General features: G+C 42.8%; 21 protein-coding genes and 1 tRNA gene. 1 reads left to right on the top strand and 21 read right to left on the bottom strand.

Annotated features, from left to right (window positions below; translation table 11 throughout):
* Positions 1–5: 5 nt before the first annotated feature.
* The 16 genes from T541_RS0106175 to T541_RS0106250 all read right to left on the bottom strand — a co-directional run bounded on the left by T541_RS0106175 (position 6) and on the right by T541_RS0106250 (position 13,327).
* Positions 6–503 carry a GNAT family N-acetyltransferase gene (locus tag T541_RS0106175; RefSeq protein ID WP_026651873.1) on the bottom strand — a complete coding sequence of 166 codons (498 nt, stop codon included), beginning with the start codon at positions 501–503 and terminating at the stop codon, positions 6–8.
* Between the two features lie 61 nt (positions 504–564).
* Positions 565–1,179, bottom strand: a complete 615-nt coding sequence (locus T541_RS0106180) for an MBL fold metallo-hydrolase (protein ID WP_026651874.1) — start codon at positions 1,177–1,179, stop codon at positions 565–567.
* 91 nt (positions 1,180–1,270) lie between these two features.
* Positions 1,271–1,942, bottom strand: a complete 672-nt coding sequence (locus T541_RS18985; protein WP_081779872.1) for a helix-turn-helix domain-containing protein — start codon at positions 1,940–1,942, stop codon at positions 1,271–1,273.
* Positions 1,943–2,024: 82 nt separating this feature from the next.
* The gene (locus tag T541_RS0106190) at positions 2,025–2,657 is read right to left on the bottom strand and encodes a hypothetical protein (RefSeq protein WP_026651875.1); all 633 of its coding nucleotides are present in this window, start codon (positions 2,655–2,657) and stop codon (positions 2,025–2,027) included.
* Positions 2,658–2,765: 108 nt separating this feature from the next.
* Positions 2,766–3,548, bottom strand: coding sequence for a histidine phosphatase family protein (locus T541_RS0106195; RefSeq protein ID WP_026651876.1), 783 nt, complete (start codon positions 3,546–3,548; stop codon positions 2,766–2,768).
* Positions 3,549–3,602: 54 nt separating this feature from the next.
* Positions 3,603–4,490, bottom strand: a complete 888-nt coding sequence (gene hslO, locus T541_RS0106200) for an Hsp33 family molecular chaperone HslO (RefSeq protein WP_026651878.1) — start codon at positions 4,488–4,490, stop codon at positions 3,603–3,605.
* A 28-nt stretch (positions 4,491–4,518) separates the two neighbouring features.
* Entirely contained in the window at positions 4,519–5,436 is a 918-nt protein-coding gene (locus tag T541_RS0106205) for a bifunctional riboflavin kinase/FAD synthetase (RefSeq protein WP_026651879.1), read from the bottom strand.
* Positions 5,437–5,456: 20 nt separating this feature from the next.
* Complete coding sequence (gene truB / locus T541_RS0106210; RefSeq protein WP_034466289.1) at positions 5,457–6,422, bottom strand: tRNA pseudouridine(55) synthase TruB; 966 nt, start codon at positions 6,420–6,422, stop codon at positions 5,457–5,459.
* 76 nt (positions 6,423–6,498) lie between these two features.
* Entirely contained in the window at positions 6,499–7,455 is a 957-nt protein-coding gene (locus tag T541_RS0106215; protein WP_026651881.1) for a DHH family phosphoesterase, read from the bottom strand.
* 51 nt (positions 7,456–7,506) lie between these two features.
* A complete protein-coding gene (gene rbfA / locus T541_RS0106220) occupies positions 7,507–7,923 on the bottom strand; it encodes a 30S ribosome-binding factor RbfA (RefSeq protein WP_026651882.1) in 417 nt (138 codons plus the stop codon).
* A gap of 18 nt (positions 7,924–7,941) precedes the next feature.
* Entirely contained in the window at positions 7,942–10,821 is a 2,880-nt protein-coding gene (gene infB / locus T541_RS0106225; RefSeq protein ID WP_081779873.1) for a translation initiation factor IF-2, read from the bottom strand.
* Positions 10,808–11,149, bottom strand: a complete 342-nt coding sequence (locus tag T541_RS0106230; RefSeq protein ID WP_026651884.1) for a L7Ae/L30e/S12e/Gadd45 family ribosomal protein — start codon at positions 11,147–11,149, stop codon at positions 10,808–10,810. Before T541_RS0106230 ends, infB begins: the two co-directional genes overlap by 14 nt.
* A complete protein-coding gene (rnpM, locus tag T541_RS0106235; protein WP_026651885.1) occupies positions 11,150–11,410 on the bottom strand; it encodes an RNase P modulator RnpM in 261 nt (86 codons plus the stop codon). It lies immediately after the preceding gene.
* A 19-nt stretch (positions 11,411–11,429) separates the two neighbouring features.
* Positions 11,430–12,587, bottom strand: coding sequence for a transcription termination factor NusA (gene nusA, locus T541_RS18990; protein ID WP_051538121.1), 1,158 nt, complete (start codon positions 12,585–12,587; stop codon positions 11,430–11,432).
* 24 nt (positions 12,588–12,611) lie between these two features.
* The gene (rimP, locus tag T541_RS0106245; protein ID WP_026651886.1) at positions 12,612–13,076 is read right to left on the bottom strand and encodes a ribosome maturation factor RimP; all 465 of its coding nucleotides are present in this window, start codon (positions 13,074–13,076) and stop codon (positions 12,612–12,614) included.
* 179 nt (positions 13,077–13,255) lie between these two features.
* Positions 13,256–13,327 (bottom strand) — tRNA-Glu (locus tag T541_RS0106250).
* A 239-nt stretch (positions 13,328–13,566) separates the two neighbouring features.
* Between T541_RS0106250 and T541_RS0106255 the strand changes: the two genes are divergently transcribed.
* Positions 13,567–14,061 (top strand): hypothetical protein, encoded by a 495-nt coding sequence (locus T541_RS0106255; RefSeq protein ID WP_026651887.1) that lies wholly within the window; start codon positions 13,567–13,569, stop codon positions 14,059–14,061.
* Between the two features lie 469 nt (positions 14,062–14,530).
* Here the strand turns inward: T541_RS0106255 and T541_RS18995 are convergent, their stop codons facing one another.
* Genes T541_RS18995 through T541_RS0106285 form a run of 5 tightly spaced genes read right to left on the bottom strand, consistent with a single transcriptional unit; the run spans position 14,531 to position 20,479 of the window.
* Positions 14,531–15,424, bottom strand: a complete 894-nt coding sequence (locus tag T541_RS18995; RefSeq protein ID WP_051538122.1) for a metallophosphoesterase family protein — start codon at positions 15,422–15,424, stop codon at positions 14,531–14,533.
* 53 nt (positions 15,425–15,477) lie between these two features.
* Complete coding sequence (locus T541_RS0106270; RefSeq protein WP_026651888.1) at positions 15,478–17,283, bottom strand: ABC transporter ATP-binding protein; 1,806 nt, start codon at positions 17,281–17,283, stop codon at positions 15,478–15,480.
* Positions 17,280–19,103 (bottom strand): ABC transporter ATP-binding protein, encoded by a 1,824-nt coding sequence (locus T541_RS0106275; protein ID WP_026651889.1) that lies wholly within the window; start codon positions 19,101–19,103, stop codon positions 17,280–17,282. Before T541_RS0106275 ends, T541_RS0106270 begins: the two co-directional genes overlap by 4 nt.
* A gap of 12 nt (positions 19,104–19,115) precedes the next feature.
* Positions 19,116–20,033 carry an SPFH domain-containing protein gene (locus T541_RS0106280; RefSeq protein ID WP_026651890.1) on the bottom strand — a complete coding sequence of 306 codons (918 nt, stop codon included), beginning with the start codon at positions 20,031–20,033 and terminating at the stop codon, positions 19,116–19,118.
* Positions 20,030–20,479: an NfeD family protein gene (locus T541_RS0106285; RefSeq protein ID WP_026651892.1), complete on the bottom strand. Its 450-nt coding sequence runs from the start codon at positions 20,477–20,479 to the stop codon at positions 20,030–20,032. Before T541_RS0106285 ends, T541_RS0106280 begins: the two co-directional genes overlap by 4 nt.
* Positions 20,480–20,694 lie beyond the last annotated feature (215 nt).

Genomic DNA, 20,694 nt, shown 5'->3' on the forward strand with positions numbered 1-20,694 from the left:
GAAAGTTATTCCTTGTTGAATACCATATTGCATCTACCCCAGGTTTCATCTTTATAGGCAAATGCATCAGGTGTAAGTTTTCTCACTACAAATCCGGCTTTTTCATAACACCTCATAGCTCTGTGATTTTCCGGAAATACATTTAACTGTACTCTTTCCGCTTCCGGATTCTCAAATGCCTGTTTTACCGCAAGCCTAAGCATCTTCTGGGCGACTTCCTTTCCTCTTACTTCAGGATCTACTACTACAAACTTGAGCATACCCTCTTTTGTTTCATTATTATACGAATAGCAAAAGAAGCCCTCCACTCTGCCATCATCAGATATAGCAACATAAGGAACATCACCAAACCTATCTGCTGCGGTCATAGTTTCAGCCATATGTTCTTCACTTAATGGATACTTGATAAGATTAGCGCACCACATAGCGTGCGTTCTCTCGTCCGTAACCCAGTTTTTCATTGATTCAAAATCATTATCTATTTCAAATATTCTTAATTTCATAAATATCCTTATCGCATTATTCTGGAAGTCAACTCATCAAACCTTTTCCTTGCTTCCCATTTCATTTAAGTTCAAGCTCTTCCCCAGGTCTAAGCACAATCTTTCCAGGAGCATCAAAGCTCTCAGCCGCGGTAATATCAAAGCCGCTCTTATCCTTAACTGGCTCCATGTGGTATGGAATGGTATGCTTAGCGCCTATGAGTTTGGCGCATTTTGAAGCCTCAGCTACATCCATGTTGTAGACGCCGTCACAGCATAAAAAGGCATAATCAAGCTCTTTTTCCGCAAACCCAGACATGGACGGGGTTGTGGATGTATCGCCAGAGAAGTACACCTTTACTCCATCAGAAAAAGTAAATATGAAGCCAACGCATTCTGAAACATTGTGGTTCTTGTTATATCCTGCTTCTACTGTTTCAACCTTTACAAAGCCAAAATCGAAAGCTTGATATTCGCCATTTTTAAGGGCATCCGACCATTTAATCAAAGTGCAGCCAGGATTTCTTTTGGTTATCAGATTATCCTGAGTGTGATCGTAGTGCCCATGTGTCATGAGAATAAGATCTGCAGGAAGGTCGTAGCCTCCTCCCATAAATGGATCAAGAAAGATAACCTTTCCCTCTTCTGTAACGATTCGTACACTGCCATGCCCCTGATATAGTAGTTTTGCTCCCATTTAATCACCCTCCAACATATATTTATTTAAATATAACAGAAAAAGAGCCATTTAACAGTAGTTATACTGTCAAATGGCCAATCTGCTTTTACTATCCAAATAATTTATCCGCAATCTGTTCAAGTTCTCTTCTTTCCAGAGTATTATCATAGCTACTATCTTTATCATCAATGCCCTTAACTATATCCACATAGAAGAGCCCATCGTGATTACAGTAAAAGAATACCTTCTTTACACCACGGATTTTAAAACGAGCTTCTGACTTCCCCTCTGGATAGAGCTTAATCATCTGGATTTCATCTGCTCCCGCTGCGGCGATAAAAGAAATATAGTGTTCCTTGGACATTTCATGATCAATTCTCACATAATATTCATCATCAGAACGCTCAATAAAAACCATGTGGTTCTCGTCTGAAGGCTCTGCTGATAAAGGAGAAAGTTGCAGTCCATGGCATCCAATGACACCTTCACCCATACTGTGAATCACATTTCCGCAGATAGGGCACACGTAGAACTTTGATCTCAGCATGTTTGCAGATACATTGGCGTTATGAATCGGATTACCCGAAATAAGTTCTGTGACTGAAACCCTGAACACATCAGCTATTGGCTCCAGCAGCGTAATATCCGGATACCCTTTACCTGTCTCCCATTTTGAGACAGTCTTGTCCGTAACCCCAAGCTTTTCCGCAAGCTGCGCCTGAGTCATTTTATTTTTTTCACGAAGTTCTTTAATAACTGCTCCTGTAACATATTGGTTCATATCTTTTCACCTCCATGTTCAGATTGTAAAACAGCCCTGTTTGTTATTGTACCTACGGAAAGTAGAGTCAGTTCTTAATTCATTATGACCAGATACCAATCTCAGAAAGATATCCATTAACAATTTTAAAGCTAAGACCAAGTCCTGAATCTGCGCATTTAACAACATATATGGCAAATTCATCTCTACTCATCTCAGTAGGATCATCTTCTCCGCCGCCAGAGAGGAATCTTGTATTTTCGTTGATTTTCAAGGTATATGTTCCCATACCAATATCGATAAGATTCCAGTCAGCATCAAACTGATAGATTGCAGCATTAAGAATTATTGTATCACCAGTAACTTCAATACTTTTCACATAATATGGAAGGCCCTCAACAGGAGAAGTTCTAAGCTCAGTATTATAAGTTCCATCTAGAAGATTAGAAGCTTCTGTTGAATCATTTCCATTATCTGCACTAGATTCGCTTGAAGCATATACACTTGATGCATCTGCTGCTGCGTTTGAATCTTCGCTTGACGTCTCATCTGAAGCATCATTATCTGAATCCGCAGAAGCCTCATCTGATGCCTCTTCAGAGCTTACTTCCTGTCCAGCTTTTTCCTGAACTACTGATGTCTGCTCTGTTGCACTCTCATCGCTTATTTTACCATTTGCGCCACATCCTGTTACCAACATCGCCAGGATGAGCATAGCTACTACTTTTTTCTTCATACCTTTATTCCTTTCAATTGCTAATTGCCATTTCCTTTAGTCAGAGGGGACGGTTCTAGATGACTCATTGCATGCAATGAGTCATCTAGAACCGTCCCCTCTGACTTATTAATGACGTTCATCCAGATTCTCAAATTTCTCGCAGAATCTTGCAGAGAATGAAGGCTTCTCGCCGCCCATAGTAAGGTGCGTTGTATCGCCAATGCGAAGAGTTCTAAAGATCGCTATGCCCCTCTCTCGCTCCTCTGTGACAGCCTCTGTTACTGACGTTGGAGCCATTGCCAGGAACTGCATAGGAACAAAAGGCGATACGCCCCATAAATGTGATAAAAGGACTGATGTAATACCGAAATGGCAAAAGAAAGCCAGAACCTTATCATTTCCCTCATCCACGCGATAGATGCTTCCATCCCGCTTGTAACCGTGATTTGCTAAAAGAGAATCAAAGGAACTGATCACATTATCATAAACCTCCAGCATATTGGAAGCCTTTACCACATCAGACTCTCTCCAGGTATCAGCCCCAAAGAGTTCTGGATGGTCCATATAGTAAGAAGGGAGAATATCCCAGACAATTCTGCCATCATAGCTTCCATCAAGGTGCTTTTTAAGCTCAGTAGCATAGGCTTTTTTAGTTGCCTCGCTGGCAGAACTTGCATCAAACATAGCAGGAAATTCCTTAAGCCAGTCACAGGTCGTTCCTGTAATTCCTAGCTCTTTTAACGAATAATCAGCTGTGGCAGCTGCTCTTCCAAGAGGTGAAACAAAGGCCTCGTCTATTCCAAAGCTCTTAATCTGCTTAGCTAAGAGCTGCGCCTCAATCTCGCCCTGGGCTGTCAGCCCGTCTACAGCATAATCCGGATCCCCATGTCTAAAGAAAACTAATCTCATTACAATACTCTCCTCTTATCTTTACAATGAACCACTAACCCCGTCCCCAATGGCTCATTTTGCTCTTTCTTTGATTGCCTTAAGTTCATCAACAGAGAACTTGTAGGCCTTAGAACAGAAGTGACAGCAAACCTCGATTTCCTTGCCGTCGTTAATCATGTCGTCAAGTTCCTTCTTGCCAATAAGCATAAGAGCTCGCTCAACACGGTCCTTGTCACAGTTACAATAAAAGTTAAGATCCACCTTGTCAGTAAACTCAATATCAAAGCCATCAAGAATAATCTCAAGAAGCTGCTCAGGAGTCTTGCCAGCCTTTAAAATATCAGTAACTGATGAGAACTTCTTAAGGTTCTCCTCAAGGTGTGTAATGGTCTCCTCATCAGCAAAAGGCATGAGCTGAACGATGAATCCACCGGCCGCCACAACAGAGAGATTCTCTCTTTCTACTAGAACGCCAAGTCCAACAGAGGATGGAGTCTGCTCAGACTTAGTAAAGTAATAAGTAAGATCCTCAGCCACCTCGCCAGAATACAGCTCAATCTGTCCGATGTAAGGCTCCTTCATGCCCATATCGCGGATAACTGTAAGAGTTCCCTCTCCGATTCCACCGCCCACGTTAAGGTGTCCCTCAGCGTTAGGCTCCATGATAACGTAAGGATTAACAACGTAGCCCTTTACATTACCCTTATTATCTGCAGTTGCCAGCACTCCCTTAAGTGGACCATCGCCATCCATCTTGATGGTGATAAGATCATCGTCGTTGTCCATCATAGTGCCCATCATTACAGCTCCGGTCATAAGTCTTCCAAGAGCCGCAGTAGCTATAGGAGAAAGGGAATGAACCTTTCTACCATAATCAGCTAAATCCTTAGTTGTAGCAGCAAAAGCTCTGATCTGGGCATTGCCAGCAGTAGCTCTAACCATATAATCCTTGTAATCCATTTAAAACCTCACTATTTCTATATCGCGATCAGCTATTTTTCTTCTTAATACCGCTAATATCTTTTTCCATCTGAGCCTTAAGGGCCTCCAGAGAATCGAACTTCATCTCAGGTCTTGTGAACTCATGAAGAATAACCTCAATATTCTGGCCGTACACATCCTCATCAAAGTCGTAGATGTAAGTCTCAACCCCCACCTGATTGTCAGAGGATACAGTTGGCTTACGGCCGATATTAGTCATTCCGTCAAAAGAGCTATCTCCAATAACCACAGTACTTCTGTAAACTCCAAAAGGAGGAAGAAGCTTATTATCCGGAGGCAAAATATTAACAGTAGGAATACCAATGGTATGTCCTAAATGCTTGCCATGCTCAACGATTCCGCTGATACTATAGTCGCAGCCAAGAAGTCTTTTTACCATAGGCATCTCGCCATCAACCACTTCATTTCTAACCCTTGTGGAGCTAACCTCCTCACCATCAAGCATAACCTTATCAATGAGAATAAGCTCAAAGCCCAGCTCCTTACTCATGTTCTTAAGAAGGTACTGATCTCCTCTACCCTTGTCGCCAAAAGAAACATCGGTTCCAGCTGCGATAAGAGAAGCCTTAAGATCCTCAACAAGGATATGTCTTACAAAATCCTCAGGAGGAGTAGCTACAGTATGCTCATTTAATGGAAATTCCACAAGAATATCGATTCCCATCTTCTCAAAGGCCTTTCTCTTTTCCGCCTTGGTAAAGAGCTGCTTGATCTTGTGTCCCACAAAATACTCTTCTGGAGAAGGCTCAAAGGTAAATACCGTTGCCTTAAGTCCATCCTGCTTGGCATTTATGATGAGGTCCAAAAGCTTCTTGTGTCCAAGATGAATTCCATCGAACTTGCCCATGGCAACCGCAGTCTTTGAATCTATATTTAATTCCTCAAGTCTCGTAATGATCTGCACTTACAACACCACCTAAACTATCAATTATTCTTTTCGTAGAAAAACTTAAAGGCTCTAAACAGCCTAACTTTTTCATCATACTGGTAAATACCAAAGAAAGTGCCATCAAGGCCGTAAACCCTGAACATATCTCCGTTTGAGAACATGTGCTTAGCAAATTCCTTGTCATTAACACCCTCTGGATCCTCGTTACAAAGATCCCTTGCCTTAAAGCTATTGCCATTTTCAAGAAGAACTCTGGCGCTATCAAGAACATGAAGCGCATCCAGGTCCTTAAAGATATACTCTGGAGACTGGATCACCTCTTCAAGGGTTCCATTATCTCTCATCTTCTCAAGATCTCCCAGCTTAATGGCAGTATCAAGAGTGAATGCTCCAACTCTTGTCCTTAAGAGATTCTGCATTGCTGCGCCGCAACCAAGTCTGTCTCCTATGTCATTGCATAGAGTCCTTATGTATGTACCCTTGGAGCACTTAACCTCCATGGTAAAAGAGCTTGTCTCCTGAAGCTGAGAATCATCTAAAACCGTAATGGCTCCTATATGAACCTTTCTTGGCTTTCTCTCAACTTCGATTCCCTCTCTTGCAAGCTCATAGAGCTTTTTCCCATTCTGCTTGATGGCAGAATACATAGGAGGAATCTGGTCATAGTCTCCAACAAAGGCCTGTACTGCCTCGTGGAGCTCGTCTCTTGTAACATTAACCTCTGACTGTGATATTACAGTTCCAGACATATCCTGAGTGTCAGTTGTGACACCAAGTCTGCAGCAGGCAATGTACTCCTTGTCGTGGTCTGTAAGCATCTCCACAAGCTTGGTTCCTGTTCCAAGGCAAACTACTAATACTCCCTCTGCATCAGGATCAAGAGTTCCTGTATGGCCAATCTTCTTCTGATGAAGAATTCCTCGCATCTTGGCCACCACGTCGTTAGAGGTAAAGCCCTTTTCTTTATATATATTGATGAGTCCGTTATATGTACTTGGCATATATCTCCTTATCCAGCTATCCCATTAGATGAATTAAGTCACAAGACATGCTCCCTGCATATCCTGTGACTTTTATTTATGAGTTTTCTTCCAGCTGCTTGTGTATATACTGTGTGATGTTATTTATAACATCATGCGCAGTGCCGTTAACACTGCATCCAGCCGCTCTTATGTGTCCACCGCCACCAAAGAGCTGTGCAATCTCTGAAACATTAACAGCTCCATTGCTGCGAAGACTAACCTTGTAAACAAGTGGCTCGATTTCATACATAAACATTGCACAATCTACGCCAATTGTCAGAAGAAGCTGATTAACAATGCCATCAAGGTCATTGCTCTTTGCTCCGTAAAAATCCATCATCTGTCTTGTTACAACAGACACAATAAGCCTTCCATCAAGAAGTCTTATACTCTCAAGAAGCGCTCTTCCAAGAATCTGATTCTGGAGATAGGTCTTTTCATAGAAAACATGATCAATAAGACTTCCAAAATCAAAGCCAAAGCTAATAAGCTTAGCTGCCACTTCCATAGTCTTAGGAGAAGTGTTATTGTACTTAAACACTCCAGTATCAGTAACCATGCCTGTGTAAAGAGACTTGGCAGTCTCCTCATCAAGCTTATCCTGGTTGATCACATCAAAAACAAGCTCGCAGGCTGAACTGGCTGTTGGAACGATGTATGTAACATCACCTGTTCCAGTATTACTTACGTGATGATCGATGTTAACTGTCTTCTTGGCCTTGTCAAAAAAGCTCTCGGCATTTCCGGTACGATCCTTACTGCAATCAAGTACAATAAAAAGATCATAGCTGTCCACATCAGAAACAAACTCAGAATTAACCTTATCTGTGCCCTTAATGAACATAAGCTCAGGTGGAATGCTCTCAAGGAAAACATCCACTCTTACATCCGGATAGTTCTTTGACAGATACAGATACATACCCATACAGGAACCAACGCAGTCTCCATCTGGTCTGATGTGGCCTGCTATTCCCACTGTTTTAATACCTGACATAAGCTCATCTATCTTCATGTAATACCTTCACTTTCCTGTAAAACAAAGTTGTCACGACTTGGAGAAAGATTACTCCTCATCCTCTTCCTGAATTTCGTCCTCTAAAGACTCTCCTCTTGCAGCTCTGGCCTCATTGTCCTTAGCTGCTACTTCATCAATGATCTTGGACATATTGATAGCATACTCAATAGAATCATCCATGATGAAGCGGATCTCAGGTGTATATCTCATATTGAGTTCCTTGGCAAGAGTGCTGCGGATATATCCTGAAGCACTCTTAAGGCCCTCTGCTGTTCTTACTCTGTCCTCTTCATTACCCATAACAGTTACCCAGACCTTACATGTCTTAAGATCTGGAGCAACCTCAACCTCCATAACAGAAGTCATAGGGCTGATACGAGGATCCTTGCTATAACGGATGGCTTCTGAAATAACCTTCATTACCTCTCCGTTGATTCTTTTGTTCTTGTTGCTATTCTTTCGCATATTATTCCTATCTCACGATTATGTACGTGGAACCTCTACCATCTCATAAGCTTCTACATAGTCGCCTTCATGGATCTGATCAAAGCCGTCAAATACAAGACCACACTCGAAGCCTTCCTTAACTTCCTTAGCATCATCCTTAAATCTCTTAAGGGAAGCAAGCTCACCTTCGAAGATCTGCTCGCCGTCTCTTGTGATACGAACCTTGCAATCCTTCTTGATGACACCATCCTTAACGAAGGCACCGGCAATGTTACCAACCTTAGAAGCCTTGAAGATCTGACGAACCTCTGCATGACCAGTAATTCTCTCCTCATAGATAGGAGCAAGCATACCCTTCATAGCATATTCGATCTCTTCGATAGCCTGGTAGATAACCTTGTAAAGCTTGATCTCAACGCCTTCGTGATCAGCCATGCTCTTTGCTGTAGCATCTGGACGAACATCGAAACCGATGATAATAGCGTTTGATGCAGCAGCAAGTGTTACATCAGACTCGTTGATGGCACCAACACCACCGTGAATAACCTTAACAACAACTTCGTCGTTAGAAAGCTTAAGAAGTGACTGCTTAAGAGCCTCTACGCTACCCTGAACGTCAGCCTTGATGATGATATCAAGTTCCTGAAGTCTTCCTTCCTCAATCTTGGAGTAAAGATCATCAAGTGACATCTTAGCCTTAGTCTCTTCAATAAGATCCTTCTTGTGCTGCTGAAGGTATGTATTAGCATACTGCTTAGCCTGCTTATCTGTCTCATGTCCAAGGAATACTTCACCTGCATTTGGAACATCTGAAAGACCAAGGATCTCAACTGGCTGTGATGGAAGAGCTTCCTTAAGCTTGTTACCCTTATCATCAACCATAGCTCTTACCTTACCTGAGCTTGCGCCTGCAGAAATAAAGTCTCCAACGTGAAGTGTACCCTTCTGAACAAGTACGTTAGCAACAGGACCACGACCCTTATCAAGTCTAGCCTCAAGGACAAGTCCTCTTGCCTCTCTATCTGGATTAGCCTTAAGTTCAAGAATGTCAGATGTGAGGATGATTGTCTCAAGAAGGTCCTCAATACCCTGACCTGACTTAGCTGAAACAGGAACAAATTCTGTTGTTCCGCCCCAATCTGTTGAAATAAGACCATACTCAGTCATTTCCTGCTTAACTCTGTCGATGTTAGCATTAGGCTTATCAATCTTGTTAACGGCAACGATAATCTCAACCTCAGCTGCCTTAGCATGGTTGATAGCTTCTACTGTCTGTGGCATAACACCGTCATCAGCTGCAACTACAAGTACAGCGATATCTGTTGAGTTAGCACCACGCATACGCATTGCAGTGAATGCCTCATGACCAGGAGTATCAAGGAATGTGATCTTCTGATCATTAACTGTTACCTGATAAGCACCGATTCTCTGTGTGATACCACCAGCCTCTCTATCTGTTACTGATGTCTTACGGATAGCATCAAGAAGTGATGTCTTACCATGGTCAACGTGACCCATTACGCAGACAACTGGAGGTCTCTTCTTAAGAGTCTCAGGTGCATCATCTTCTTCCTTAAGAAGCTCTTCGATAACGTCTACTGGGATCTCCTTCTCGCAGAGGATCTCATATTCCATTGCGATGTTCTCAGCCTCTTCATAAGTAAGCTCTGTATTAACAGTTGAAACCTGTCCAGCCATAAAGAGCTTCTTGATGATAACTGAAGGCTGCATTCTCATCTTCTCAGCAAGTTCCTTAATAGAAACCTTCTCTGGAATTGTGATAACCTTGATCTGCTCTTCTGGTTCCTCAACCTTCTTAACCTCAGGCTTGATGAATCTGCCAACTCTCTTACTTCTTGGCATCATCTCTTCCTGCTCGTAAGCAAGATCTCTCTTGTTTCTCTTATCCTTTTCCTGACCCATACGACGTCTGTCTTCGTCTCTACGTCCTGAGCCTTCCTTAGAAGCTGGAGCATCTGCAAATCCGCCTCTTGCTCCGCCCTTATCAAACTTATTGCCGAACTTATCGTTCTTACCAGCAAACTTATCATTCTGATTTCTCTGGCCATCTCTTCCGCCAAAGCCACCACGATTGTCACGGTTATCGCGATTGTTATCACGTCCACCGAAACCACCCTGGTTGTTATCTCTGCGGAATCCACCGTTCTGACCATTTCTGTTCTGGAATGAACCGTTTCTGTCACCATTTCTTGGTGCGCCGTTATTTCTATTATCTCTGTTCTGATTATCTCTTCTATTATCAGATGCAGGTCTGTTCTCTCTTACTGGAGCCTCTGCCTTTGGTGCTTCTGCCTTAGCCTCTGTAACTGGAGCCTTTACCTGCTCCTTAACAGCCTCCTCCTTCTTAGGAGCTTCCTTCTTAGGAGCTGGGGCTGCTGATCTTGAAATGTTGTTATCATAGCTATCAAGCTGTGATGGTGCTGTTAAAGGCTTGATAGGATGGTAAACATTCTGAGACTGAGCAAATGTGCCTCTTCTCTGACCCTGGTTGTTGTTATTATTTCTGTTACCATTGTCACGACGCTGGTTATTGCCCTGAGAATTGCCTCCCTGACCATTATTGTAGCCGCCCATCTTAGAATTGCCGGCATTTGTAACCATAATGATCTTCTTCTTTTTCTTAGGAGCATCCTCAGCCTTAGGTGCTTCTGCCTTTGGAGCCTCTGCCTTTGGTGCTTCTGCCTTAGGAGCTTCAGCCTTCTTAGGCTTCTCCTGCTTAGGTTCAGCAGCCTTTGCAGACTTTCCAAAATGCTTTCTTGCCACCTCTGCATCAGCTTCTTCGATAGAACTGTTCGAACGTTTAGCCTCTATTCCTTTTTCCTGCAAAAAGCTGATAAGCTCTTTTCCTTCGCATCCAAGCTCACTTGCAAGTTCGGATATTTTAATTTTTGCCATTCACATTTCCTCCGTTACTTTGATCTAGAAGTAAGTCCTTCGCAAGCGCCTGGGCTAAGCCTTTGTCTGTAATTGCCAGACTCGTTCGAACATCCTTACCAATTGCATGTCCCAATTTATCCTTGTCACCAAAGAAAACCATCGGAACATCATAAAAACTACATTTATCACTAAACTCTTTCTTTGTGTTGTTGGACGCATCCTCGCTGACTATAACCAGCACAGCGGACTTGTCACGGATTGCCTCTAATGTAGCAAACTCACCACTTTTAAGCTTGCCTGCTCTCATGCACAATCCAAGCAAAGAATATATCTTTTTAGAATCCAATTAGCTAAGCTCCTTTTCAATATTCTGGAGCACATCGGCTGGGATCTGAGATTTAAAAGATCTTTCAAGGCCCTTGTTTTTAATGGCTTTCTTAAGGCATCCTGCATTGTTGCAGATATAAGCGCCTCTTCCGTTGGCCCTTCCTGTAGTATCAAGAAAAATCTCATCCTCAGGGGACTTAACGATACGTACAAGGTCCTTCTTTTCCTTCATCTCCATGCAACCGACGCACTTTCTCATCGGAATCTTCTTGGTCATCAGTACTCCATTTCCAGGATTATTACTCTTCTACTGAAGTATCCTCAGACTCCTCGTCCTGATACTCGCCCTCTTCATAATCCTCTTCATCGTAATCCTCATCGTCAAGGTAGTCTTCCATTCTGAATCCTGGAGCATCCTTAGCCTGAGTCTCACTCTTGATATCAATCTTATAACCTGTAAGTCTTGCAGCAAGTCTTGCGTTCTGACCTTCCTTACCAATAGCAAGTGAAAGCTGATAATCAGGAACTACAACCTTAGCACTCTTCTCATCTGGATCAGCAAATACTGCAACGATCTTAGCTGGAGAAAGAGCATTCTGAATAAGGTTACCTGGGTTCTCATCCCACTCGATAACGTCGATCTTCTCGCCCTCAAGCTCATCTACAATAAGGTTAACTCTTGCACCGTTAACACCAACGCATGCACCAACAGCATCTACATTAGGGTTGTTGGAATATACAGCGATCTTGGTACGGCTTCCTGCCTCACGGGCAATAGACTTGATCTCTACTGTTCCGTCCTGGATCTCAGCAACTTCCTGCTCGAAAAGTCTCTTTACAAGATCAGGATGTGTACGGGAAACAAGAATTCTTGGTCCCTTAGAGCCATTCTTAACCTCAAGAACATATACTCTGATACGCTGTGTTGGTCTGTAGTGCTCTGTCTTAACCTGCTCGTTCTCATTAAGGATAGCATCTGCTCTTCCAAGGTTGATGCTTACGTTCTTACCAATGAATCTCTGAACAACACCAGTTACGATGTCATGCTCTTTTTCGAAATATTCATTGTAGATAGCACCACGCTCTTCCTCGCGGATCTTCTGAAGGATAACGTTCTTGGCATTCTGAGTTGCGATACGTCCAAACTCTTTAGAGTTAAGAGGAACGTCAACCATAGCGCCAACCTTGATGCTCTTCTTGATCTTCTTAGCATCATCAAGAGAGATCTCAAGCATAGGATCCATAACATCCTCTTCTGTCTCTACTACTTCTTTCTCAGCGTAGCACTTGAAATCGCAGTTCTCTCTGTTGATCTCAACTCTGATATTGTCAGCCTTTCCAAAGTTGTTCTTGCAGGCTGTAATAAGTGAATTCTCAATTGCATCAAACAGAGAATCCTTGCTGATGTTCTTCTCCTTCTCTAAAAGGTCAAGGGCATCCATTAATTCTTTACTCATCGTAGTCTCCTTTTTCCGCTCTGGTTAAAAGTCCAAAGCAAGTTTAATAACTGATATCTCTTTTCTTGTAAAAATCTCATCCTGGTCATTTATTGTTACGGTAACTGTATTGGCATCATATGCCTTAAGTGTACCGGCAAACTCTTTAACTCCATCTCTAGCTTTAAAGAGCTTAAGCTCAACTTCCTGTCCCAAGCTGTTCTCGAAGTGCCTGTCCTTCTTAAGGGCTCTTCCAAGACCTGGGCTTGAAACCTCCAATGTATATGCCTCCTCGATGAAATCATCTGCATCAAGGGCATCGGAAAGTGCATGGCTCACATCAACACATTCATTGATGTTAACTCCGCCTTCCTTGTCGATGTAGGCTCTAAGATACCACTCGCCAGCTTCCTTGACGTACTCTACATCATAGATCTTAACGCCATTAGCCTCTGCGATGGGCTCTAAAAGAGCTTCTGTTTTCTTCTCGATTATGTCTTTTTTGGACATTGATTCTCCTTTTTAGGGCAATAAGAAAGTGGACTCGCGAAAGTCCACTTCAAATCAACTAGTTATTGTTTCCTTAGACATGATAGCACACGTTTTTTAATCATGTCAAATTTTGCCAATAAAAAATCTGTATCGAAATTCGATACAGATCATTGGGTTGGGCTGTTATTAACAGTCAGTACCTCGTAGCGGAATCGAACCGCTGATTCTGCCGTGAGAGGGCAGCGTCTTAACCGCTTGACCAACGAGGCTTAGTGTTCTTTGTCGCTGCCGTATCGCGGCGACTTGTTTATACTACCCCAAACTGAAAATAAATGCAAGCACTTTTTTCAAATTTTTTTAAAAATTTTTTTGATGCACTCTCTATTATATATAAATACGCGGTTTTTTGCTAAATTTTCATAAAGTTTTAAGCCTTTATAAATTGTATTTTCAAGGCTTAGAGCCCATAATAGCATCAAGGAAGTATGTTCACAAGGAGGTGAAGCTTATGAGCACAAATTTTTTTAGTTCATTGAACGGCTCTTTTGATTATGTATCAAGTATGAGCGGTCTTCTTTCTGATTATTCCAGTATAAAGAATGGCTCTTATGGTTCCCTTATGAAATCATATGTTAATAAAGTAGGAAATAAGAACGCCCTGAACGCATACAGAGAAACTGGATCTACAGCTACTGCAGAGAGTGTTGCAGATACAAGCAGTACCAAAAAGACCAGTTCATCCAAGACAAGTTTTCTCGATAGTCACCTTAATAGTATAAGTAAAAGTGGCTATGTTCCATCATCTGAAAAAGAGAAAACAGCAGAAGATACTAAAAAGACAGATAGTACAGAAACTGCTACTGCAGCAACAACTACTACCACTACAGATAAATACGCTAAATATAAATCCTCATGGCTTGATGATCAGCTCAAGCAGTACGACAAGGACGCAAATAAAACTACCGCAGCTGATACATCCGTAGCTATGGATACCACCATCTAAGAGTTCACTGACGCTGGTGGTGACGTGATCTAGGCGCCGGCCCTACCCCATCAGGCTCTATTTTGTGTTGTAAGAGCGAGCCTGCATTTAAGAGCTTTCCAAAAGTGTTTTGGAAATCCTGCTTGCGAATTAATCTGTTTGAGGCTAGGCTCCAAGTTTTTTGGGCAGGTCACTAAAGTATATTATTATATTGCATGGCAATTGGAGCTTGCTCCAATAAGGTAGGTAAATAGGAAAGAGATATTTCAAACTCGTAGAGCTTGGAATATCTCTTTATTATTTGCCGTATGGCCGCCGCGCGGACATGCCATGCAATATAATCTCATAACCTACACCCCTGCCGAAAAATAAAGGAGCCAGCCGAGTTTTAATTCGCAGGATTTAAGAAACACCTTTTGGAATGCCTTAAATCGCGGCGAGGGAACCAACACAAAATAGAGCCTGAGGGGCAGGGCCGGCCCATAGCACATTACTCCTCCTTGTGGGGGATTTCTTTACCGTGGAGGTCGATGTAGTTTTCTTTAAGAGCGATGGCCCAGTATTTCTCAGGAATATCGGGCCATTTTACTTTGCCCCTTTCCTGTTCGCACAGTCTCATAGCTCGTAAAAGAACTGTCTCGTTAAGGTCAACTCCTGTTCTTATGGTGTGCATGCTGATGGCAGCCCAGGCAGGAGCAACGCTCATAAGCTCGCTGTTCTTAAATTCCCTGATGATCTCTTTTCTATTATATTCAAGCTGAATGAATTCCTCTTCCCAGGCCTTTCCATTTCCGTGAAGAATACAGAACTGAGTCTTACCGCCATATCCCGAGGGTAGTCCGATGGCTCCAGGATTGATAGCTTTTTTACCCCTGTAGGTATAGGCTCCCTGCTGGTGTGTATGTCCGTGTAAAAGAATTCCCTCGTTAAGGTGGGTTAATACCTTCTTGGTATTTCTCTTTTCCCTGAACAAAAGCTCGCTTGTAACAGTTGGTGATCCGTGGCAATATTCAAAGCCAGGGGCTCCCTTAATATGAAACTGTCCATAATTAGGAAGAGATTCAAAAAAATTAAAATCCTTGTCAGTAAGATTCTGATAGGTATAAAGAAGCGCACCAGAGGCAGACCCCTTTTTCCAGTTACCTGTACCGTTCTTTCTATAGTTAAGAAGATACTCTTCTCTATTACCTCTTACTATATAGGTTTTGAAATACTGCTTAAGAACGTAGATAAGCTCCATGGTCTTCTGGGGATTAGGGCAGTCCGTAACAAAGTCCCCCAAAAGGACAAAGTTAGTGATTCCCTTCCCCATAGCCACGTCTATACAGGCCTGAAGAGCCGTATGATTTGCATGAACATCGCTAAATACAGCGTAATCTGTCATGAGCCTTTCCCCAATCGCCAAGAATTTGTTTATCTATAGAAATAGCTCTTTTATCAGATATCTGAAAAGGCCATTTCCTCAAACTGCCTTGTAAAGAGCTCGTGATAGTAACCCTTCTTATCCATAAGCTCCTTGTGAGTTCCTCTTTCTATTATTTTACCATCTTGTACCACCAAAATGATATCCGCATCTACAATTGTTGATAATCTGTGGGCAATGACAAAAGAGGTCCTTCCCTTGATGACGGTGCTGATGGCGTCCTGGATAGCCTTCTCGGTCACAGTGTCTATGGAAGCTGTGGCCTCATCCAAAATCAGTATCCTTGGGTCAGCCAGTATAGCTCTTGCAAAGGAAAGAAGCTGCTTCTCCCCTGTTGAAAGCATGTCGCCGTCCTCTCCCACGTCGCTATCAAGGCCCTTTTCCATGCGCTTTACAACGCCCTCCGCTGACACAAGCTTAAGAGCTGCCCAGATTTCCTCGTCTGTGGCATCCTCTTTACCGTATTTGAGGTTATCACGGACACTTCCAGAAAACAGATGCGGTGTCTGAAGAACATAGCCAATATTACTGTGAAGCCACAGCTGGGACCTTTCTGCAGCGTCCTTCCCATCAATAAGAACAGCGCCCTCTGTGGGCTTAAAGAATCTGCACACAAGATTAACTAGTGTAGACTTACCTGCTCCTGTTTCGCCCACGATGGCCACGTTAGTGCCCTGTGGAACCTTAAGATTAAAGTGCTCAAGCACATACTCATCTCCGTCGGGATATTTAAAGGTTACATCCTTAAATTCCACATCACCGATAAGCTCTTCCCAGTTCTCCTTTTTAGGATTGAAGGCATCGCCGTATTTCTCAATAACCTCTTGGCTGTCGCTAACATCAGACTCTGTCTCAATGAGCTTAAAGAATCTCTCAACGTTAACCTCAACAGCTATAAGCTCAGAGATTGTGACAATAATATTCTGAATTGGCTCCATCATATTAAGAGCATAGGTTAAAAAGACTGAGAGAACGCCAATCTCAAATACGCCGTCGATGGTAATGATTCCGCCCTTCCACAGAACCAGTGCCAGGGCAAAAGAGCTCATCATGGTAACCACTGAGGTAAAGAAGCCGGAATAATGAGCTGCCTTAACGGAGGTTCTCTTCATCTTAGTAGTATCAACCTCAAAGTCATCCTGAATCTTATCCTCAACAACCAAGGTCTTAACAGCTTTGGCTCCAGTAATACCCTCATTGAAATTGCTGGTGATGGTAGAATTGATCTCTCGGATCTTTCTGTTGATAACGATTAATTTCTTTTGAAAGTACATAACAAACACTGCAGCGATAGGCACAAGGATTGCTATATACAGCGCAAGCTTGGCATTTAAGTAGAACATCATGCCAAGGATACAGATAATATATGATCCGTTCCAGACAATGTCCATCATTCTCCAGGCCACCATGACTCCGATCTTGCCAGTATCACTCATAACACGGGCATGGATGTAGCCCACGTTATTCTGGTTAAAGTAGGCAAAGGACAGGGTCTGAAGGTGGCTAAAGGCCGCATCTCTTAGGTCTCTGTCCATACTCATCTCAACCTTGCCGCACATGTAGACACATATGAAGTTATCAACAACCTGAAGCAAAAGAACTCCCACGTACAGGGCAATAAATAGCCACAGCCCATCAAGAGTTCCCTTTCCCACAAAGTTATCAAGGGCATACTTATTAAACACAGGATAAATAGAATCCATGAGAGAGCTCAGGACTCCAAGAATTATCATGCTGATAACGGTGGGAATATATGGTTTTAAAAATGGATACAGCTTAGGTATTCCAAAAAATGGTAGTTTTTTATTATTCTCTTTCATGTTCCCTGCATCTGAATATCGTATATTCTCTTATAAATTCCGCCAAGTTCCAAAAGCTCTTCATGAGTTCCCTGTTCGCGAACCCTGCCCTTATCAAGAACAACTATGTTGTCCGCATGCATAAGGGTGGTGATTCTGTGGGAAATAAGCACAACGGTGGACTTTCCTATCTCCTTGGAAAGAGCTGCTCTTATCTTGGCATCAGTCTGGGTGTCAACAGCTGACAATGAATCGTCAAAGACCATTATCTGCGGCCTGGACACCAGCATCTGAGCAATGGCAGTTCTTTGCTTCTGACCACCAGATAAAGTAACGCCCCTTTCACCAACAAAGGTTTCATAGCCCTTATTAAAGCTCTGAATAGTCTCATCCAGGGCTGCTATCCTGGCAGCGTCCCTTACCTTGGCAATATCCAGCTCTTTTTCCGAAATGCCGATGTTCTCAGAGATGGTTCTTGAAAAAAGAAATGGCTCCTGAAGCACAAATCCAACGTTCTTCCTGATACAGGAGGTCTTGATGTCCGTTATATCAGTATCTCCAATGAGAATCCTTCCATTCTCAGAAGGAAGGTCGTAGAGCTTATCCATAAGGTACATAAGGGTGGACTTACCTGATCCCGTTCCTCCAAGGATGCCTGTGGTCTTGCCAGCCTCTATCTTAAAGGAGGCTCCCCTTACAACTTCGTCTGTTCCATTTCCGTAGGAGAAGGATACGTTGTCGAAGGTGATGTCCTGATCCATGGATACATCGATAGCCCCCTCTTTATCCTCTTCTATTTCAGAATTCATAATGTACATGATACGGTCAATGGAAACCCCAGCCTTACTCATATCTGAAATGATTCGTCCCAGGGCTCTTACAGGCCAGGTCAGCATGGCATTATAGGAAACAAAGGCTATATATTCTCCGGTGTTAATGGTTCCCTGTACGCAGAGAACTGCGCCAAGAACTGTAATTACCATGACCTGAAGACCGGAGATCAGATCGTTGGATGCCCAGAAGGCAGATAAAAGCTTCATTATGTCGATCCACAGATTGGAATAGTGATAGTTCTTTTCCACAAATCTGTCTCTCTCGTACTTCTCTCTTCCAAAGGCTCTTACAACGCGAACTCCCGTAAGGTTCTCCTGGGCCATGGCGGAGAGCCTTCCCTCTTCCTCGTCAGCCTTCTGAAAGCTTTTACTAATTCTTCTATGGAAAAAACAGGAATACAAAACAACGATTGGAATAAAGACAGCCGAAAAAATGCTCAAAAAGCCATTTATACCGATCATGAAGTACATGGCTATGATGATCCTTATGACTATCCTGATAAGATTAAGGAGCTGCTCAGAAATGAAGGCTCTGACAGTCTCTACGTCCGACGTACATCTCTGGATGATATCGCCGGTGTGGTTCTCTGAATGCCACGCAAAGGGCAGGTGCATGATGTGGGAAAAGAGCTTATTCCTCATGCGCTCCACAAGTCTTTCCGAGGCAATTGAATTAAGAATTCTGTATAGATATCTGAAAAGCGCAGTAAAGACAGCTATCACAACGATAACCAAAGCGATCAGATATAGATGTGTTTTAAGATGATCCTTTCCCCCCAGGGCATCCATCAGCCTGATTATATAAATTGGGACACTGTCATTTTCCGTGACAGTGTCCGCTATACAGTAGTTGATGGTATACTGAACAATCTTAGGCCCTATGAACTCAAAGAACGTCACCAGCAGCGACGCCACGATACTAAGGGAAAAGAAAATCACGCTTCCTTTAAGGAAGTAGGAAACCATTTGTCCTTTGGTTTCAAAGCGCTTTTTCTTTATGTTCTCCATATTTACCTACTATTATTTAACGACCTCTTTGATAGACTGAGCAAGTCCGGCAATTCCAGAAATGTTAGAAGGAACGATGATCTTGGTAGCCTGTCCGTTGGCTGCCTTCTCAAATGCCTCGAGGCTCTTAAGTGTAAGAACAGACTCATCTGCTCCTGCCTCCTTAAGCATTCTGATACCTTCTGCGTTAGCGCTCTGAATGCTCTTGATAGCTTCAGCCTGACCTTCTGCTTCACGGATCTTCTTTTCTCTTTCAGCTTCAGCTCTAAGGATTGTAGCCTGCTTATCAGCTTCAGCCTGAAGGATCTTACTCTGCTTCTCACCTTCTGCAACGGTGATCTGTGACTGCTTCTCACCTTCTGCGAAGAGGATCTTCTCTCTCTTCTCACGTTCTGCCTTCATCTGCTTCTCCATGGCATCACGGATCTGCTCAGGTGGATTGATGTTCTTAAGCTCTACTCTTGTGATCTTGATACCCCATGGGTCAGTTGCAATGTCCAGAGCATCCTGCATCTGAGCATTGATCTGATCTCTTGATGTAAGTGTCTCATCAAGTGTAAGGGAACCGATTACGTTACGAAGTGTAGTAGCTGTAAGGTTCTCGATAGCTCCGATAGGATTTCTAACTCCGTATGCATAAGCCATAGGATCAGAAATTCTAAAGAATACGATTGAATCGATCTGCATTGTAACGTTATCCTGTGTGATAACTGGCTGAGGTGGGAAGTCGCAATACTGCTCCTTAAGGTCAACCTGTCTTGCCACTCTGTCGATAAATGGCATCTTGATGTGAAGACCTACATCCCATGTCTCCTTGTATGCTCCAAGTCTCTCTACAACATATGAGTGAGCCTGTGGAACGATTTTAACGTTAGCTGCGATCAAGATAATGATCAGTACTAAAAGTACTAAAAGAACTATTCCTGTCATAATGACATTCCCTCCCTTTCAACAATAACTTTTGCACCACTGACTTTGACGATCCTAACAAGCTCATCCTTGCGAATGACGATGTTATCTACGGTAGAAACCGCACGCCAGGTGGTACCATCCATATCTACTTTACCTGTTCCCTTGAGATTGTCAATATCCTCCTTGGCTACAAGCTTTCTGCCAATAAGCGCATCAATGTTGGTCTTGACGGTTCTGTTATTGACATACTTGGTGGCAATAGGTCTTGCCAGCACCAGTACCAGCGCGGATACTATCACAAACACAAGAATCTGGGCCCATAACGGAGTTCCAAGAAGTGATAACAGCAGTGCGAAAACGGCACCAATCGTAAACCAAATGGTTACAAGCCCCATGGTAGCCAGTTCGATCACAGCCATGATAACAGCCAGAACAAGCCAGAATATAGCAAGTGATACTTCCATTTTCATACCTCCTTCCGCAACAGTGTGAAGATATAAGTGTATTATACTGCATCTTCCGGTTCTACGGAAGTATCAGCGCAGTAAATTCCTAGGTTTTTAAATTGAACAAAATAATGAGAATTTTATGCTTTTTTATACTTTATTGTTTGATTATTCGTCAATAAAAAGATATGATATAGGTAGTGGATTTATGTAATAGCGGATACTCAGGAGGT

It is taken from the genome of Butyrivibrio proteoclasticus P6B7, from assembly GCF_000622085.1.
Taxonomy (GTDB): domain Bacteria; phylum Bacillota; class Clostridia; order Lachnospirales; family Lachnospiraceae; genus Butyrivibrio; species Butyrivibrio proteoclasticus_A.

What these genes read in the sequence shown, in the direction of transcription:
- T541_RS0106175 (WP_026651873.1), bottom strand. Translation starts at nt 503, where the DNA reads ATGAAATTAAGAATATTTGAAATAGATAATGATTTTGAATCAATGAAA.
- T541_RS0106180 (WP_026651874.1), bottom strand. Translation starts at nt 1,179, where the DNA reads ATGGGAGCAAAACTACTATATCAGGGGCATGGCAGTGTACGAATCGTT.
- T541_RS18985 (WP_081779872.1), bottom strand. Translation starts at nt 1,942, where the DNA reads ATGAACCAATATGTTACAGGAGCAGTTATTAAAGAACTTCGTGAAAAA.
- T541_RS0106190 (WP_026651875.1), bottom strand. Translation starts at nt 2,657, where the DNA reads ATGAAGAAAAAAGTAGTAGCTATGCTCATCCTGGCGATGTTGGTAACA.
- T541_RS0106195 (WP_026651876.1), bottom strand. Translation starts at nt 3,548, where the DNA reads ATGAGATTAGTTTTCTTTAGACATGGGGATCCGGATTATGCTGTAGAC.
- hslO (WP_026651878.1), bottom strand. Translation starts at nt 4,490, where the DNA reads ATGGATTACAAGGATTATATGGTTAGAGCTACTGCTGGCAATGCCCAG.
- truB (WP_034466289.1), bottom strand. Translation starts at nt 6,422, where the DNA reads ATGCCAAGTACATATAACGGACTCATCAATATATATAAAGAAAAGGGC.
- T541_RS0106215 (WP_026651881.1), bottom strand. Translation starts at nt 7,455, where the DNA reads ATGAAGATAGATGAGCTTATGTCAGGTATTAAAACAGTGGGAATAGCA.
- rbfA (WP_026651882.1), bottom strand. Translation starts at nt 7,923, where the DNA reads ATGCGAAAGAATAGCAACAAGAACAAAAGAATCAACGGAGAGGTAATG.
- infB (WP_081779873.1), bottom strand. Translation starts at nt 10,821, where the DNA reads ATGGCAAAAATTAAAATATCCGAACTTGCAAGTGAGCTTGGATGCGAA.
- nusA (WP_051538121.1), bottom strand. Translation starts at nt 12,587, where the DNA reads ATGAGTAAAGAATTAATGGATGCCCTTGACCTTTTAGAGAAGGAGAAG.
- rimP (WP_026651886.1), bottom strand. Translation starts at nt 13,076, where the DNA reads ATGTCCAAAAAAGACATAATCGAGAAGAAAACAGAAGCTCTTTTAGAG.
- T541_RS0106255 (WP_026651887.1), top strand. Translation starts at nt 13,567, where the DNA reads ATGAGCACAAATTTTTTTAGTTCATTGAACGGCTCTTTTGATTATGTA.
- T541_RS18995 (WP_051538122.1), bottom strand. Translation starts at nt 15,424, where the DNA reads ATGACAGATTACGCTGTATTTAGCGATGTTCATGCAAATCATACGGCT.
- T541_RS0106270 (WP_026651888.1), bottom strand. Translation starts at nt 17,283, where the DNA reads ATGAAAGAGAATAATAAAAAACTACCATTTTTTGGAATACCTAAGCTG.
- T541_RS0106275 (WP_026651889.1), bottom strand. Translation starts at nt 19,103, where the DNA reads ATGGAGAACATAAAGAAAAAGCGCTTTGAAACCAAAGGACAAATGGTT.
- T541_RS0106280 (WP_026651890.1), bottom strand. Translation starts at nt 20,033, where the DNA reads ATGACAGGAATAGTTCTTTTAGTACTTTTAGTACTGATCATTATCTTG.
- T541_RS0106285 (WP_026651892.1), bottom strand. Translation starts at nt 20,479, where the DNA reads ATGGAAGTATCACTTGCTATATTCTGGCTTGTTCTGGCTGTTATCATG.